This window comes from Edaphobacter sp., assembly GCF_035763405.1.
In the GTDB taxonomy this organism is placed as follows: Bacteria; Acidobacteriota; Terriglobia; order Terriglobales; family Acidobacteriaceae; genus Edaphobacter.
Genome location: NZ_DASUBE010000147.1, coordinates 1 through 13,602, shown reverse-complemented (window position 1 = coordinate 13,602; position 13,602 = coordinate 1). Strand labels below are relative to the sequence as shown.

The window sequence follows — 13,602 nt, the reverse complement described above, 5'->3', positions numbered from 1 at the left end:
CGCATTTTTATTGCTCGTTCTCCACAGTGAACACTGCCACGCCGTGTGGCTCGAGCGTGGCCGAGCCGAGGTCTTTGTTGGTAATCACGTCATGCATAACCCTCGGAAGGTGCACTTGCTCCTGCGTCTTGCCGTGATTGATGAGGATATAGGCAACGTGGTCGCGACCGACACGCCGGCAAATCTCCACGTCTTCGGGAACGGCCCCCCAAATTGATGCAACACCCAAGCTGGTAGCGACCGACTGCATGATGGAGCGCATCAGCGCCGAATCTGGAATTGTGCCGAGGTAAGTGATGCTTCCCTTACCCACGGCGCGCGTGATCATCGCGGGCTTGCCATCGAGCCAGCCGTTGGACTTTCCGTAGCGCAGATCAACCTTCGTGTCGGAGCTGGCCGTCGAAAGCTGTTCGGCCCAGATGCTTGCCATGCCACTACCGACGGGGATGGGAGACTCAAGCGCGTAGAACTGCTCCACGCGCCCTCCAAGCGCCTTGGCCAGCGGACCGGGCTGGCGCTCCATATTGAGCGCGTTGTATTGGTCCTTCATGCCGGAGCGTGGGCCGAGCATCAGATGTCCGCCCGCGCGTACATACGCGAGCAGATGTGCAGCGAGTGGCTCATCGATGACGTTGAGATCGGGAGCAACCACTAATTTGTATTGGCCGAGATCGGCAGTTGCTTCCACGATGTCTACCGACTGAGCAATCGACTCAAGCGGGCGATAGAAGTCGAGCAGCACCTGCTGCTGATCGTACAGTTTCGTGTGCGGCTGGAAGTCGATGGCCCAGCGGCTGTCGTAGGTGTCGATCAGCGCCACCTGCGAGTGTGGCGTTGTGCCTGCGAGGACGCGGCTCGCCGCTGCGAAGTCAGCGCCCAGATGCTGAATCTCCGCATAGATCGGGAGCGGCGTGCCGTCGGGACCAACGATGGCTCCGTGATACTGCTCCTGCCCGTTCAGCGCGCTTCGCCATTGCCAGTAGAGAATCGCGTCCGCGCCGTGGCCGACGGCCTGCCATGCCAGCGCGCGCGTCTCTCCGCGGTCGAGCGCGTTGTTGATCGGCGCCCAGTTGACGGAGCCGGGCTCGGTCTCCATCACCCAGAAGTTCTGCCGCTTCCAGCCACGAACGAAGTCGTTCATCATCGCTTCCTTCGCAACCTTCAGGTGGCCTTCGCCAACGTACTCGTCCCAACTGGCGAGGTTCAGGTCTTCGGTCATGCGGTAGTGGTCCCAGTTGTCGCTCCAGCCGAGACCGCCAATGTTTGTGGTGACGAACTGCGCAGGCGAGATGTAGTCGCGCAGCACCTTGATCTGGTCCTGTTGAAAGCTGCGCCACGTCGCAGTGACGAAGTGTTTGTGGTCGAGCAGAAGGCCGGGATTACCGCCTGCGTTCACCAGCGGAATCTGGTCCCATGCCGTGTAGGTCTGAGACCAGTACGCCGTGGTCCAGCGGCGATTGAGATGATCGAGCGTCTTGTACTTCGCCTTAAGGAACTCCTGAAACTGCTTGCGCGTCGCGGCGTCGAAGGACTCATCGGTGTACTCGTTGCCGATCTGCCAGCCGATGACGTTGGGGTTGTGGCCGAATCGTTTTGCAAGTTGCGCGACGATGAGTTCGCAGAAGCGGCGATAGTGCGGGCTTGAGTATGAAAACTGTCTGCGGTTGCCATGCTGGCGCACGCGGCCATTGGCGTCGGTGCCCAGCGTATCGGGATACTTCGACGTGAGCCAGGCAGGCGGAGCGTCGGTCGGCGTGCCAATGACGACAGCGATGTGATGTTTGGCGGCCAGCGCAATCGCGCGTTCCAGCCAGTCCAGATCGTAATGCCCCTCCGCAGGTTCTTCGGTTGACCAGGCGAACTCGCCGACGCGCACGACATTCATGTGCGCGTCCTGCATGAGCTGGAGGTCGGCGTCCCAGCGCGACTCTGGCCACTGCTCGGGATACCATGCCGCGCCAAGCAGGGGAGCATGTGGCGTGACATAAGGCGTAGGCTGCGCGCTGGCGAGAGCGCATACGGCAAACAGCGCGATGAAGAGGCATGTGATGCGCAGAGTGAGTTGCGACAAAAAAGCGACCTCGTTCTTCCGGAAACTGAAACGGCCTTTCCTGCATCCGAAGACCGCGCTCACTCCATTGTTATTCCCAGGCGAAGCAGAGCATGACTCCTTTCTTGACATGCACGCTAAAGTTCCACTATGCGGATTATCCAACAACGCAAAATAACATCGACTCAGCAGGTTTCGGACGCACTGCTGCCTGTGCTTTACTAAGCAGCGATGGGCGAGTAGAAGAGCATGTCTGGTTGCTCGCAGGCCCTTTCATGCTGCAATCAACCAGCCCAGAGGAGACCTTGTGGCACAGACGCTAGCGTTGATTCACACCAGCCCGGTCCTGACATCGATGTTCGGAGAGCTCTGCACGGCGCAGATGCCGGACGTGGAGGTGTTCCACATGGTGGACGAAAGCCTCATCCGCGACACGATCCGCGCGGGCGAGGTGCGGAGGGTGACGGTGCGGCGGATGCTCCGCATGATCGAATCGGCCGGCATGGCCGGGGCGGACGCTGTCATGGTGACTTGCTCGTCGATTGGTGAGGCGGTCACGCTGGCGCAGCAGATCTTCGACTTTCCGGTGATTCGTGTAGATGAAGCGATGGCGGAGGCGGCTGTGCGGACCGGGAAGCGGCTGGGCGTCATGGCCACGCTGCGCACGACACTGGAGCCGACGGCGGCGCTGCTGCGGGAAAAGGCTGCGGTCGTGGGTCGTAAGATCGAATTGGTGGAGTGTCTTTGCGACGGAGCGTTCGAGGCGATGCTGACGGGCGACACGGCCACTCACGACCGGATCGTAGGATCGGCACTGATGGACGAGATGCGCGGGGTCGATGCGGTGGTGCTGGCGCAGGCGTCGATGGCGCGGGTGGTTCATGCGATGCCTGCGGGGTCGCTGAAGATGCCGGTGCTCTCAAGCCCGGAGCTTTCGGTGCAGAGGGCGCGCGAGATTCTGATGGAGCTTGCGGGAGCAACGGCTTGAAGAAGCGGCATGGCGTGCTGGGACTGCTGTGCTGCGTCTCGGTGATTACGTTCGTGGATCGGCTGGCGATTCCTGTCGCCGCGTCGGGAATCCGCGCGGACCTGCGACTCTCGCCGGAGCAGTGGGGCTGGGTGCTGAGTGCGTACGTTCTGGCGAATGCTGTATTCGAGATTCCATCCGGTGCCTTCGGCGATCGGCACGGGCAGCGGCTGGAGCTGACGCGCATCGTTTCGTGGTGGTCGGTCTTCACGGCGGTGACAGGGTGGTGCAGGAGCTTCTGGCAGATTGCCGCATCGAGGTTTTTGTTTGGCGTGGGGGCTGCGGGAGCCTATCCAAATGCGGCGGGCGTGATCTCGCGGTGGTTTCCGAAGCGGGAGCACGCTCAGGCGCAGGGTTTTGTGTGGGCGGCGAGTCGGCTGGGCGGCGCGCTGGCTCCGCTCACGCTGGTGCCGTTCGCGGCACGGTTCGGATGGCGGGCCATCTTCTGGCTGCTGGGCGCGGTGGGGATTGTGTGGGCGGTGATTTGGCGGTGGTGGTTTCGGGATTCTCCTGAAGAGATGGATGGCATTACGTCCGGCGAGCTGGTCGAGATTGGGTCGGTGGACTGCGAGCGGGCGGCGGTGCCGTGGGCGAGGCTGGTCCGGCTGCCGCATCTGTGGCTGATTATCGCTGCATATTTCTGCTATGCATTCGGGAGCTGGTTTTACTTTGGGTGGTTCACGACCTGGCTGGTGCGGGGGGCTGGGTTTTCGGTGGCTCAGATGGGCGTGTTCGCTTCGTTTCCTTTCGTGATGGGGATTGCAGGAAACCTGGCGGGCGGCGCGATGGGCGAGCGGATGGTGGAGCGGTTCGGGCGGCGTAGTTCGTATCGGTGGATCACTGCGATCTGTCTGGTGGCGACGGCGGGGATTCTGCTGGCGATGTCGCTGGTCCGGGACCATAGAGCGATTGTGGCGCTGGCTACTGCCGGGTTCGGAGTGATGGACCTGATGCTGCCTGCCGCCTGGGCAATGTGCATGAGTTTGGGCGGACAGTTTGGCGGGACAGCGACCGGGATGATGAACACGGCCGGGAACCTGGGCGGCTGGGTCTGCACGGTGGCCTTCGGCTATCTGGTGGGGATGACCGGGGACTACAACCTGCCCGTCCGGGCGATTGCCGGGATGGTGCTGGTGGCTGCCGTGCTATTCGCGCGGGTCGATTGCACGCAGGGGTTGCAGGACGACCTGCGGGTCTCGCGTCCTGCTTAGGCTGTATCGACATAGAGAGTGACGTCAATGAAGCCGTGATGTGCTGTTTTTGGCGCGAACGCAAATTGGCCAGGGTACAAACCGCAGGTCCTTCGACTGCGCCTCTCGCGATAAAGCCGCGAGAGGCTTCGCTCAGGATGACAATTCATTGGTCAATCAGCGAGTTGCACCCTGCACAAGGTCGATGCGCCTGGTACCCCCCCCTATTTTTATGCAAAATACCTGTTCTAACGGGGTTAGGTTTGGGGTATCGGCGCACGGTTCATGCCAGAAGCGTGGGCTTTTTCGATCTCTATTTTAAGTATAGAGGGTTGGTGAAACTCGACCGCCATGGTTTGGAGATTTTTGTGGATGGGTTGGGAAGGAAGGCCCGGGGCTAAAGAGGGTGATGAATGAAAAAGTATCTCGCCGGGAAGAAAGCGTACCTCAGCGGCTAAAGCCGCGTTGATTCTGCAGCGTTAGCGGCACGGCTGAAGCCGTGCCCTTAAGCAAAACTGACTTTTTCAGCACCCTCTAAAGCCGCGTTGATTTTGCAGCGTTAGCGGCACGGCTGAAGCCGTGCCCTTAAGCAAAACTGACTTTTTCAGCACCCTCTAAAGCCCTGCGCTCCTGGCGAAGAGAGCGCAGGGCGAGTTTTTTTGTGGGGCTGCGAAGCACGATCAGGCAACCACGGGACCGGTGGGTGACAGGGCGATGTGTTCTGCGGGAGCGATGCGTTCCGGATCTGCGCGGCTGAGGAGAAACGCGGCGAATATCAGACATGCCCCGATGGCGGCCAGGTTGTACACGGCGGCGGCCCATGCCGCCTGACTGTGCGCATGGCTGAAGACAGGAGGTATTTCTACGAGGACCTCGAAGAGCAACAGCATCAGTGCGAGAAGCCGGGCGGCGAGGATGTCCTTGATTCCCGAGCAAATGGCGACACCTGCCAGGAAGAAGGCGATTCCGGTGAACATGGCCCAGAAATATGCAAACGGCATCCAGTGCGGGACGAAGCGCGCGAAGACGCTAAGACCGATGAGGTGAGCGAAGCCAAAGAAGGCAGGAGGCAGGCCGAGCATCCAGCGTGCGGCGAGAGCTGCTCTTTTTTGCGACGGGGAATTCGGGGAGGCGGCGGAGGTGTAGAGGATGACCGCCGGAGCGATCAGCATGAGCTGTTGAGCGAGACCGAAGGTGGCGCCGACGAGGACGCCGATTTGCCAGCCGTGCGCATGGATTCCGGTGTAGTAGCGGGGCAGCCAGAGTGCCGCAATCATCAGGTAGATGATGCCGCACGCGGCGGTGCCGATCCTTGCGGTGCGCTGCCGGAGGATTGCAAGACCGGCCGCGACCAGCCAGACGCCCGCGACGTAGGCAAGGATGTGTTGCCCGGGAAGATGGCTGCCCAGGGACTGGATGGGCTGATGGGAAGCATCGAATGCACCCCAGGCGATATCCAGAATGCCGGCAAGAACAGTGCCCAGGCCATAGAACCAGACTCCAACTTTCATCTGTCGATTTTCCATAAGCCGCATGTGGTTCTTCTCCTCAAGAAGATGTAGCCGTGGCAACCGGGCAAGACGCAGATCCCCCGGGGCATGACAGGCAAGGGGAACCGCACCTGAGAGAACGGCGACGAAACGCCGGAATCCATTGACGATGCGTGCGTTGCTCGGCTTCTGAACTGATAGTATGGCGGCAGTGGTACATCGAAAAGAGCCATTTTCGACAAATATTCTGGACCAATTTGAGATGCCTAAAGTCGTCAGCTCATTCGAACTCACGCTCAAGAGCCGTCCTCGCCATCAGACGCTGACCAACTGGCTGTATGGCGAACTGCGCACGGCCATTCTGGAAGGCCGGCTTGCGCCGGGTGCGAGACTGCCGGCATCCAGAGATTTTGCCAGCCAGTATGGGCTCTCCCGGGGCACGGTTGTGACGGTTCTGGAGCGCTTGCAGGACGAGGGATATGTCAGCTCGCGGATCGGATTCGGCACGTGGGTCAATCGTGTGGAGTCACCGCGGCCTGCACGTCATGCAGCGATCACGCCGGCATATATTCGGCACGCCATGGCGGGGTATAAACGGCCGCAGCCCTGGATGGACCAGGCATTTGTGGCGGGGCCTCGTCCGTTTCGGATCGGGGTCCCGGCGATTGATGAATTCCCGGCGGAGGTCTGGGGGCGTATAGCGGCAAAGCGGGCACGTCGTTTCGGGTCGTGGTTGAAGAAGGAGGCTGACCGGCGCGGGTACGGGCCTTTGCGCGAGGCAATCGCTGAGTATCTGAGCGCGTCGCGCGGGGTGCGATGCACGGCGGAGCAGGTTGTGATCGTTTCGGGAATACAACAGGCGCTCGACCTGCTGGCGCGGCTGCTCTTGAAAAAGGGCGACCCGATATGGATGGAGGACCCTGGATATTTCGGGGCTAGAATCGCGTTTGACCACGCCGGAGCCAGGACCATTGCTGTGCCCGTGGACGAGGAAGGGCTGTCAGTTTCCGCCGGGATGAAGACGTATCCCGATGCGAGGGGAGCGTATGTCACGCCTGCTCATCAATTTCCGCTGGGGGTGACGATGTCGCTGGAGCGAAGGATGGCCCTGCTTGGCTGGGCCTCCCGTGCCGGGGCTTTTGTGATTGAAGATGACTATGACAGCGAGTACAGGTTTGAAGGACCGCCGGTGCCGGCGCTGCAAAGCCTCGACAATCACTCAAGCGTCATCTTCATCGGAACGTTCAGCAAGACGCTGTTTCCAGCCTTGCGCGTGGGTTACGTGGTGTTGCCTGCGCCGCTGGTTGATTTCTTCCTGAGTTTTCGCGCCCGCACGGATTTCCGGAATTCGTCGTTTGACCAGGCGGTGCTGTGCGACTTCATTGCGGATGGGCATATGGCGCGGCATCTGCGGAGGATGCGCCATATGTATGGGGAGCGCCTCACGACATTGATGGAGGGCGCCAGGCGATATCTGGATGGGCTGCTTGAGATCTCTCCGGTGAGAGCGGGCCTCTATACGATCGGGTATCTCAGGAATGAGATGTCCTCACGGCAGGCGGAGCTGCTGGCAGAGGCGCAGGGGATTGAGGTTCTTGGCGCGGATCGATGCATGCTGAGAGGTCCTGATCCGCATGCGTTGCTGCTGGGCTTCGGCGGGTTCGACGAGGTTGCGATACGGCAAGGGCTGATTCGACTTGCGAAGGCATTGAGCTAGCCGGACGGCTTCAGACGCGGGGCACTAGTTTTCGAAGAGCCAGTCGAGGTTGGGAGGCTGGCCGGGAATGGTGGCGGGGGTGAAGGGGATGTGTGCGTCTTCGGGGACGAAGCCGAGGACGATGTAGGCTCCTTTGCCGAGGTCGAGGTCGTTGCGGCCGGCGGGCAGTGGTTTGGCCCAGACGGAGACGGGAAGGCTCTTGCCGCCGGAGGGGATGATTGCGTTCGGCATGACGAGGTTCCACTGTTCGGTGGCGGGGCTGACGTTGAGGGCTTTGTGTGAGCTGGATTTGAAGAAGCCGACGAGGATCTGTGCGGGCGCGGAGAGAGTGAAGTGGAGTGGCTGCTCCTGGCGCGTGGAGACGCGGATTCCGTGGAGGCCGTCGAGTGCGGAGGAGACGGTGGCGATGGTGGCGTTTGCGTTGTCGGTGTAGAGGGGTTGGCCGGGGGAGACGGTGAAGAGTTCGCCTGCTCCGGGGGCGAGGGTGAAGGGGACTTCGGGGAGTGGGTGAGGTTGTTCATCCCGGCGGTCGAGGTGAGACTGCGAAGGCTGGGGTGCGTGGGTGTCTGTGGTTGATTTTGAATTGTTGTTCTGATTGAGCGATTTGAGGCGGGATTGGAAGATGGCTAGTTCTTTTTCGTAGACGGGGAGCAGGTCTCGGAAGTGTTCGGTCGAGGGGCCGCCGGTGACGGGGATGCGGCGCTGGCTGGTGTGCATGGCGGCGGCGTCGAGGTAGGTGGTATCGGTGAGGGCTACGAGGTCTTTGAAGTGGGCTACGGATTGTGCGAGGAGTGGTTCTGCTTTTTCGAGGTCGGCCGTGTTGTGGTCGTAGCCGTACTGCATGACTAACGCCGCAGCCTGCGTTTTGGCGTTGTAGAAGGCCATGAGCGCGGCGATGGATTTCGTGTCGTTGACGATGCGCTGGTACTCGGCCTGATTGCGGGTGATGCCGGGTGCGGCGGCTTCGGCTTCTTCGACGGCTTTGGCGCTGCTTGCGGCTACTTCGGCGGCTACGCCTATCGGGGTTTCGCCGTGGTGGGGTTTGTGCGCGACCTCGTTGGCGACGTAGTCGGTGAGGCGCTCGCCGGGAGGGGCATCGCCGGTCCAGAGGGTTTCGGCTGGGCTGAAGCGGGCGGCGTCGATGAGCTGCGGCATCGTCATGCCAAGGGAGAAGACTTCGCGATTGCCTTCGGTGATGCCGATGCGCGGGAGAAGTTTGGGCGCGCAGATGCCGGAGAGCTCGTAGGCGTTGAGGAGATGTTCTCCCGCATTGTCATTGCCGAAGCGTTGGGCGAAGCGGGTGATCCAGTAGGTGCGTTCGGTTTGCGGGTTTCGTTCGGGGTTCCATGCGTAGCGGGCCCAGGCTTCGTACCAGATCCAGTCACGGTCGGTTTGCTGGAGGCGCGGCGTGGTGTTGTCGGCGGAGAAGGGCCAGTCCCAGTAGCGGAGTGGGTAGAGATGGAGGCCGCCGATGCCGATGCGGATGAAGTTGTGCTCGGTCTCGCGGATGAAGTCGGGGTCGCCCCAGCGGAAGGGTTCGAGGTTGGAGAGCAGGTGGATGTTGGCGATGGTGACGTTGGAGCCGGCGACGAGGTCCTGGAAGCGCGCGCGGACGGGGCCGCGGATGTTGGTCCAGGTGAGCGACTCGCCGTTCCACTTCCACATGGTGTCGATGTTGGAGTAGAGGGGGTGGGCGGCGGCCATGACGTCCTGAATGTCGGTGGCATGGGCGCGGACGATGATGGGCGGCTCGGGTACGGCGTGGCCTTCGCGTTTGGCGAGTGCGGCTATGCCGTCTTTGACGCCGGGGATGATGGCCGAGGTCATCCACTGGGGGCCGTAGTGCGGGCCCATGGCTTCGCCGAGCGTCATGAAGATGCCGACGTGCGGGTACTGTTCGATGAACTGGGCGATGCAGTAGCGGGTGTATTCGGTTGCGAGCGGCGAGGGCGCGGAGAGATGGTAGGGCAGTTTGTGCGCGCGGGCGAAGGCGTGCGAGAGATGGATGTTATAGAAGCCCTGCAGGACCCAGATGCCGCGCTTGTCGGCTTCGGCGGTGAGCCAGCGGAACATGGCGATGTTCTGCTCAAGCTGCGCGGTGGGAAGCTCCTGCGCTTCGGGATATTTGGGGAGCTTGAGTAAGGACGTGAAGGGGTGGCCGTTCCAGAGGAAGAGTGCGTTATAGCGGTTCTGGACGAGGTAGTCGAGATAGTGGGTCCACCAGACTTTGTCGTAGAAGAAGGGGAAGTCTTTCGGGGTGTAGGGATAGTCGTACTCGGCGCCCTCGTAGGTGATGGAGGGTTTTTGCATGCCGATGGCGACGCCTCGGAGTTTGAGTTGGGGGTGGTCTTCGTCGTCGAGCTGCTCGGGTATTTTTTTCTGGGATTCGATCCGGTTCTCTAGTTCGAGCGCGCCGTAGAGTGTGCCGGAGGCGTCGTAGCCGGTGACGATGATGGTGTTGCCGATGCGGCGGAGGAGGAAGGCCTCTTCGGCGTTGGGCCAGAAGTCGGGGATTTGCTTGTCGTATGGGGCGATGAGTGGGTCGTGGCGTTGCGCGAGGAGGATGGTTTCGTGGGTGGGGATGTTGACTACGGCGGCACGCAGGCGGGTGGCGGCGTATTGCTCGCGTGGTGTGGCGTGTGCCGAGGTGATGACGCGCGGGGTGGCCTGGGCGGAGGCGGTGAGGAATGCGAGGGCGATGGCGAGGATGGATTTCATGTGAGGCTCATGGTCTTGGTGGTGGAGATCGAAGAGAACCGCAGGTCCTTCGACTTCGGCGGCAAAAGCGCCGCCTGCGCTCAGGATGACAATCTCATAAGAGCATCGAGATTGCGGCGGGTGCTATGTGTCGGGCCTTTGGAGTTGTGGCGCTGAACGATCATTTCGGCGTAGGAATCGTGCTAAAACCGTACCTCTGGGGCTAAAGCCCAATTCATCAGTGGATGTTTGCGGCACGGCTGAAGCCGTGCCCTTAAGCAAGACAGATTCTCCGCAACATCTTCTTTTCAGGATCATCTTCTTTTCAGCGACATCTTCTTCTCCGCATCATCTTCTTCTCAGGATCATCTTCTTTTCAGCGACATCTTCTTTTCAGCAACATCTTCTTCTCCGCATCATCTTCGATCATTGTTGTTGGCATGATCGCCTAATCGAGGACTTCGGGTTTGGCGGCTTCGGTGTTTTTGTTGTGGTTGTCGGAGATTTTCTCGAAGACGATCGCTTGATAGGGTTTGTTCGGGAGCTGGATGCGTGATTTTCCGGAGTGCGTGCCGGGTACGGGTGTGGTGGTCATGTTCCACGGATCGATGAGCGTGGCGCGGAAGTTGGCTGTGGTGGGTAGCGGGAAGTCATAGCGCGAGGGGCGGTGGTAGTCGAAGTAGTAGAGGTAGAGCTGGCCGGGCGTGCCGGCGTTGAGGTAGTACGGGGACTCGGGCGCGTTGAGGCCGGTGGTGGTGAGCTTTTCGACGAGTGAGTGCAGGAAGGCGATGCGTGCGGGGGAGTCGCCGCGGAGCTGGCCGGCATCGGCGGATGAGGCTTCGCCGGTTGCGGAGAAGAAGACTTCGCCGTGGCTGCCGTAGGCCCCGTTGACGATGGCCATCCAGACGCGGCGGAGCATCTCTTCGCCGGAGAGGTTGCCCCAGCGGCGGTCGATGTCGCCTTCGTACTGCATCTCGTCGTAGATGATGGGCTTGCGCCAGGCGAGGCGGCGCTCGGCGGTGTTCTCGAAGTCGTAACGCTGGAGGCTGGCGTGCGTGACCCAGGGCTTGGAGTTGTCGTAGATGGGGCCGGAGTGGTGGATGGAGCGGAGGTGCGAGTAGGGGTCCTCGGCGACGGTGATGCGGAAGAAGCGGTCCCAGTCGGACATGGTTTTGGATTTGACGAGGTCGTACTCGTTGGCGATAGACCACCAGACGTTCCGAAATGCGGAAAGGCGGGCGATGGCGTAGCGGAGGTAGAAGTCGTCGGCTTCGTCGGGCATGGACTTGTAGCCCCAGGCGTCGTAGGGATGGAAGAGGATGACGTCGGCCTGGATGTTGGCGCGCTGGAGCGCGAGCAGGCGCTTTTCGAGGAGCTGGAAGTAGGCGGGATTGAAGCGGGTGAGGTCGTTGACGCCGTTGGCTCGGGGGAAGGGAAGGATCTGTTGTTCTTTGTCGCCGCCGAGCGGTTTGGGAAGGACGCAGGCGCGGGTCTTGTTGAAGTGCGGCTTCATGCCTTCGAGGGCGAGACGTGCGTTGTCGTCGGAGGTGAAGAGGTAGGCGTAGGTGGTGGTGCCGAAGGGGAAGTAGGGCGTGCCGTCGGCGTACTGGAAGTGGTACTCGTGCCGCACAATGACGGGGCCGTGGTTGCCGGGCGTGGTGGGCGTGGTGCAGGTGAACGCGCCGGATTTTCCTGCGAGCTGTGGGGAGGATGAGGCGGTGGTGTAGGTCCATCGGCCTGTGGCGTCGGGCATGAAGCGGATGCGGTAGGTGCCGTCGCCGTCGTAGAAGCCGGTGACATGGACGGTGCGGTGTTCGAGGGTGAAGGTGGCGGTGAGGACGACTTCTTTGTAGGGGTTGCCGGTGGTGGGGCCTGGGAGAGTGATCTCAAAGAGGCCCCACTGCTCGACTGAAGCGGAAGAGGGTTCGGTGGCTGTGGCGGCGAGGGCGGGAGTGAGGCCGGTGGCGAGGGTGGCTGCGCCCAGTTTGAGCAGGTCTCTGCGGTGCATATCGGTGGTTGTCCTTGACTTTGAGGCAGTTCTATCAATGTCTCCTGCGAGTGTCAAATAGATTTGGAAATTATTGTGCAAAAACGAAAGGTTGAGGCGGGTTTGAGCAATCGAGACAAGGGCGTTCTGAATGCCGGAACAGCAATGACTTGAGGGAAACACAGGGATTCGCGCACTGCGGCATGGGCCGGTGCGTTTTGGTCGGGTTTGGAGTGGGGCGATGAATTCTCTGAAAGTTATCCGGGATGGATGTGTCGATTTGGAAAATAATTTCTAAATTCGTGCTTGACAGCGGTGGGCTGTCTGGCTATGTTTTGGGGCAATCGGTGAAGTCCGACCAATTTTCTATTCCCAGGAAGAATTATGTGTGCAGGTGACTTGATGGGGTGCCGTATGAAACGCATTTCGTTGCTGATTGCGCTGGTGATGTTGAGCGTGATGTCGTTTGGTCAGGAGACGCGCTCGACGTTGACAGGTCGTGTGACGGACAGTACGGGGGCGATTGTTCCCCATGCCCGGATTGTAGTAACGAACACGGATTCGGGAGCGAAGGTCACTCTCTTTTCCAACGGTGTCGGTGACTATACGGTGCCGTTCCTTGTGCCCGGGCCGTATGAGGTCTCGGTCACGTCTCCGGGGTTCAAGAGCTTTGTGCATACAGGCATCACGCTCCAGACGCAGCAGACCGTGACAGAGAATGTGACGCTTGAGATAGGCGAGGCAAGCCAGTCGATCACAGTATCGGCGGAGGCCCCGCTGGTGGACACGGCTACGGCTTCGACGGGCCAGGTACTGACCTCCGATGAGGTCGCCGACTTGCCGAGCAACGGGCGGTCGCCGCTGGGGTTTGCCCGCAATGAATATGGGGTGGTGGCCAAGGGAAAGCATTCGCAGTCGCAGACGCGGCCCTTTGACAATAGCGCGGCCGACGATTTTTCCATGGGCGGCGGCAACTCGTCGTCCAATGAACTGCTGATCAATGGCGTTCCGAATATGCAGGACAGCAGCCGTCTGGCGGGATACAGCCCGCAACTGGATTCGGTGGACGCGATCCGCGTGGATGAGTTTTCGTCGGATGCTTCGACTGGGGACACCTCGGGCGGCACGGTCAACATCACGACCAAGAGCGGAACGAACCAGTATCACGGGAGCCTTTCGGAGTATTACTACGGTTCGGCGTTTTCGGCGCTGCCTCACTTTCAGCCCAAGGGTTCGACGGTCCCGTCAACGCACTACAACCAATATGGGGTGACGATCGGCGGGCCGGTACGGATTCCGCATCTCTTCAACGGGCGCGACAAGTTGTTCTTCTTTTATGCGTTCGAGGGGTATATCGGTTCACTGCCGGCCACAACGATTGCGAGCGTTCCGACGCAGGCAGAGCGGAATGGAGATTTCTCGGCGCTGCTGGCGTTGGGTTCGA

General features: G+C 60.9%; 8 protein-coding genes. 4 read left to right on the top strand and 4 right to left on the bottom strand.

The window, feature by feature from the left end; translation table 11 throughout:
• Nucleotides 1-7: 7 nt before the first annotated feature.
• Nucleotides 8-2,071, bottom strand: coding sequence for a beta-galactosidase (locus VFU66_RS13845; protein ID WP_326446855.1), 2,064 nt, complete (start codon nt 2,069-2,071; stop codon nt 8-10).
• A 286-nt stretch (nt 2,072-2,357) separates the two neighbouring features.
• Between VFU66_RS13845 and VFU66_RS13840 the strand changes: the two genes are divergently transcribed.
• Both VFU66_RS13840 and VFU66_RS13835 read left to right on the top strand, forming a co-directional pair.
• Complete coding sequence (locus VFU66_RS13840) at nt 2,358-3,038, top strand: aspartate/glutamate racemase family protein (protein ID WP_326446854.1); 681 nt, start codon at nt 2,358-2,360, stop codon at nt 3,036-3,038.
• Nucleotides 3,035-4,288 carry an MFS transporter gene (locus VFU66_RS13835; RefSeq protein WP_326446853.1) on the top strand — a complete coding sequence of 418 codons (1,254 nt, stop codon included), beginning with the start codon at nt 3,035-3,037 and terminating at the stop codon, nt 4,286-4,288. The genes VFU66_RS13840 and VFU66_RS13835 overlap by 4 nt, the downstream gene beginning before the upstream one ends.
• A gap of 659 nt (nt 4,289-4,947) precedes the next feature.
• Here the strand turns inward: VFU66_RS13835 and VFU66_RS13830 are convergent.
• A complete protein-coding gene (locus VFU66_RS13830) occupies nt 4,948-5,778 on the bottom strand; it encodes a hypothetical protein (protein WP_326446852.1) in 831 nt (276 codons plus the stop codon).
• 241 nt (nt 5,779-6,019) lie between these two features.
• Between VFU66_RS13830 and pdxR the strand changes: the two genes are divergently transcribed.
• Entirely contained in the window at nt 6,020-7,474 is a 1,455-nt protein-coding gene (pdxR, locus tag VFU66_RS13825; protein ID WP_326446851.1) for a MocR-like pyridoxine biosynthesis transcription factor PdxR, read from the top strand.
• A 24-nt stretch (nt 7,475-7,498) separates the two neighbouring features.
• Here the strand turns inward: pdxR and VFU66_RS13820 are convergent, their stop codons facing one another.
• Nucleotides 7,499-10,192, bottom strand: a complete 2,694-nt coding sequence (locus VFU66_RS13820) for a hypothetical protein (protein ID WP_326446850.1) — start codon at nt 10,190-10,192, stop codon at nt 7,499-7,501.
• 427 nt (nt 10,193-10,619) lie between these two features.
• On the bottom strand, nt 10,620-12,179 hold the full coding sequence (locus VFU66_RS13815; RefSeq protein ID WP_326446849.1) for a DUF5060 domain-containing protein: 1,560 nt from the start codon (nt 12,177-12,179) through the stop codon (nt 10,620-10,622).
• Between the two features lie 393 nt (nt 12,180-12,572).
• Between VFU66_RS13815 and VFU66_RS13810 the strand changes: the two genes are divergently transcribed.
• Nucleotides 12,573-13,602 (top strand): TonB-dependent receptor (locus VFU66_RS13810; protein ID WP_326446848.1); only part of this gene is annotated, 1,030 nt, incomplete at its 3' end.

Excerpts from the sequence above, each read along its gene's own strand:
- VFU66_RS13830 (WP_326446852.1), bottom strand. The coding sequence starts at position 5,778 with ATGAAAGTTGGAGTCTGGTTCTATGGCCTGGGCACTGTTCTTGCCGGC.
- pdxR (WP_326446851.1), top strand. The coding sequence starts at position 6,020 with ATGCCTAAAGTCGTCAGCTCATTCGAACTCACGCTCAAGAGCCGTCCT.
- VFU66_RS13820 (WP_326446850.1), bottom strand. The coding sequence starts at position 10,192 with ATGAAATCCATCCTCGCCATCGCCCTCGCATTCCTCACCGCCTCCGCC.
- VFU66_RS13815 (WP_326446849.1), bottom strand. The coding sequence starts at position 12,179 with ATGCACCGCAGAGACCTGCTCAAACTGGGCGCAGCCACCCTCGCCACC.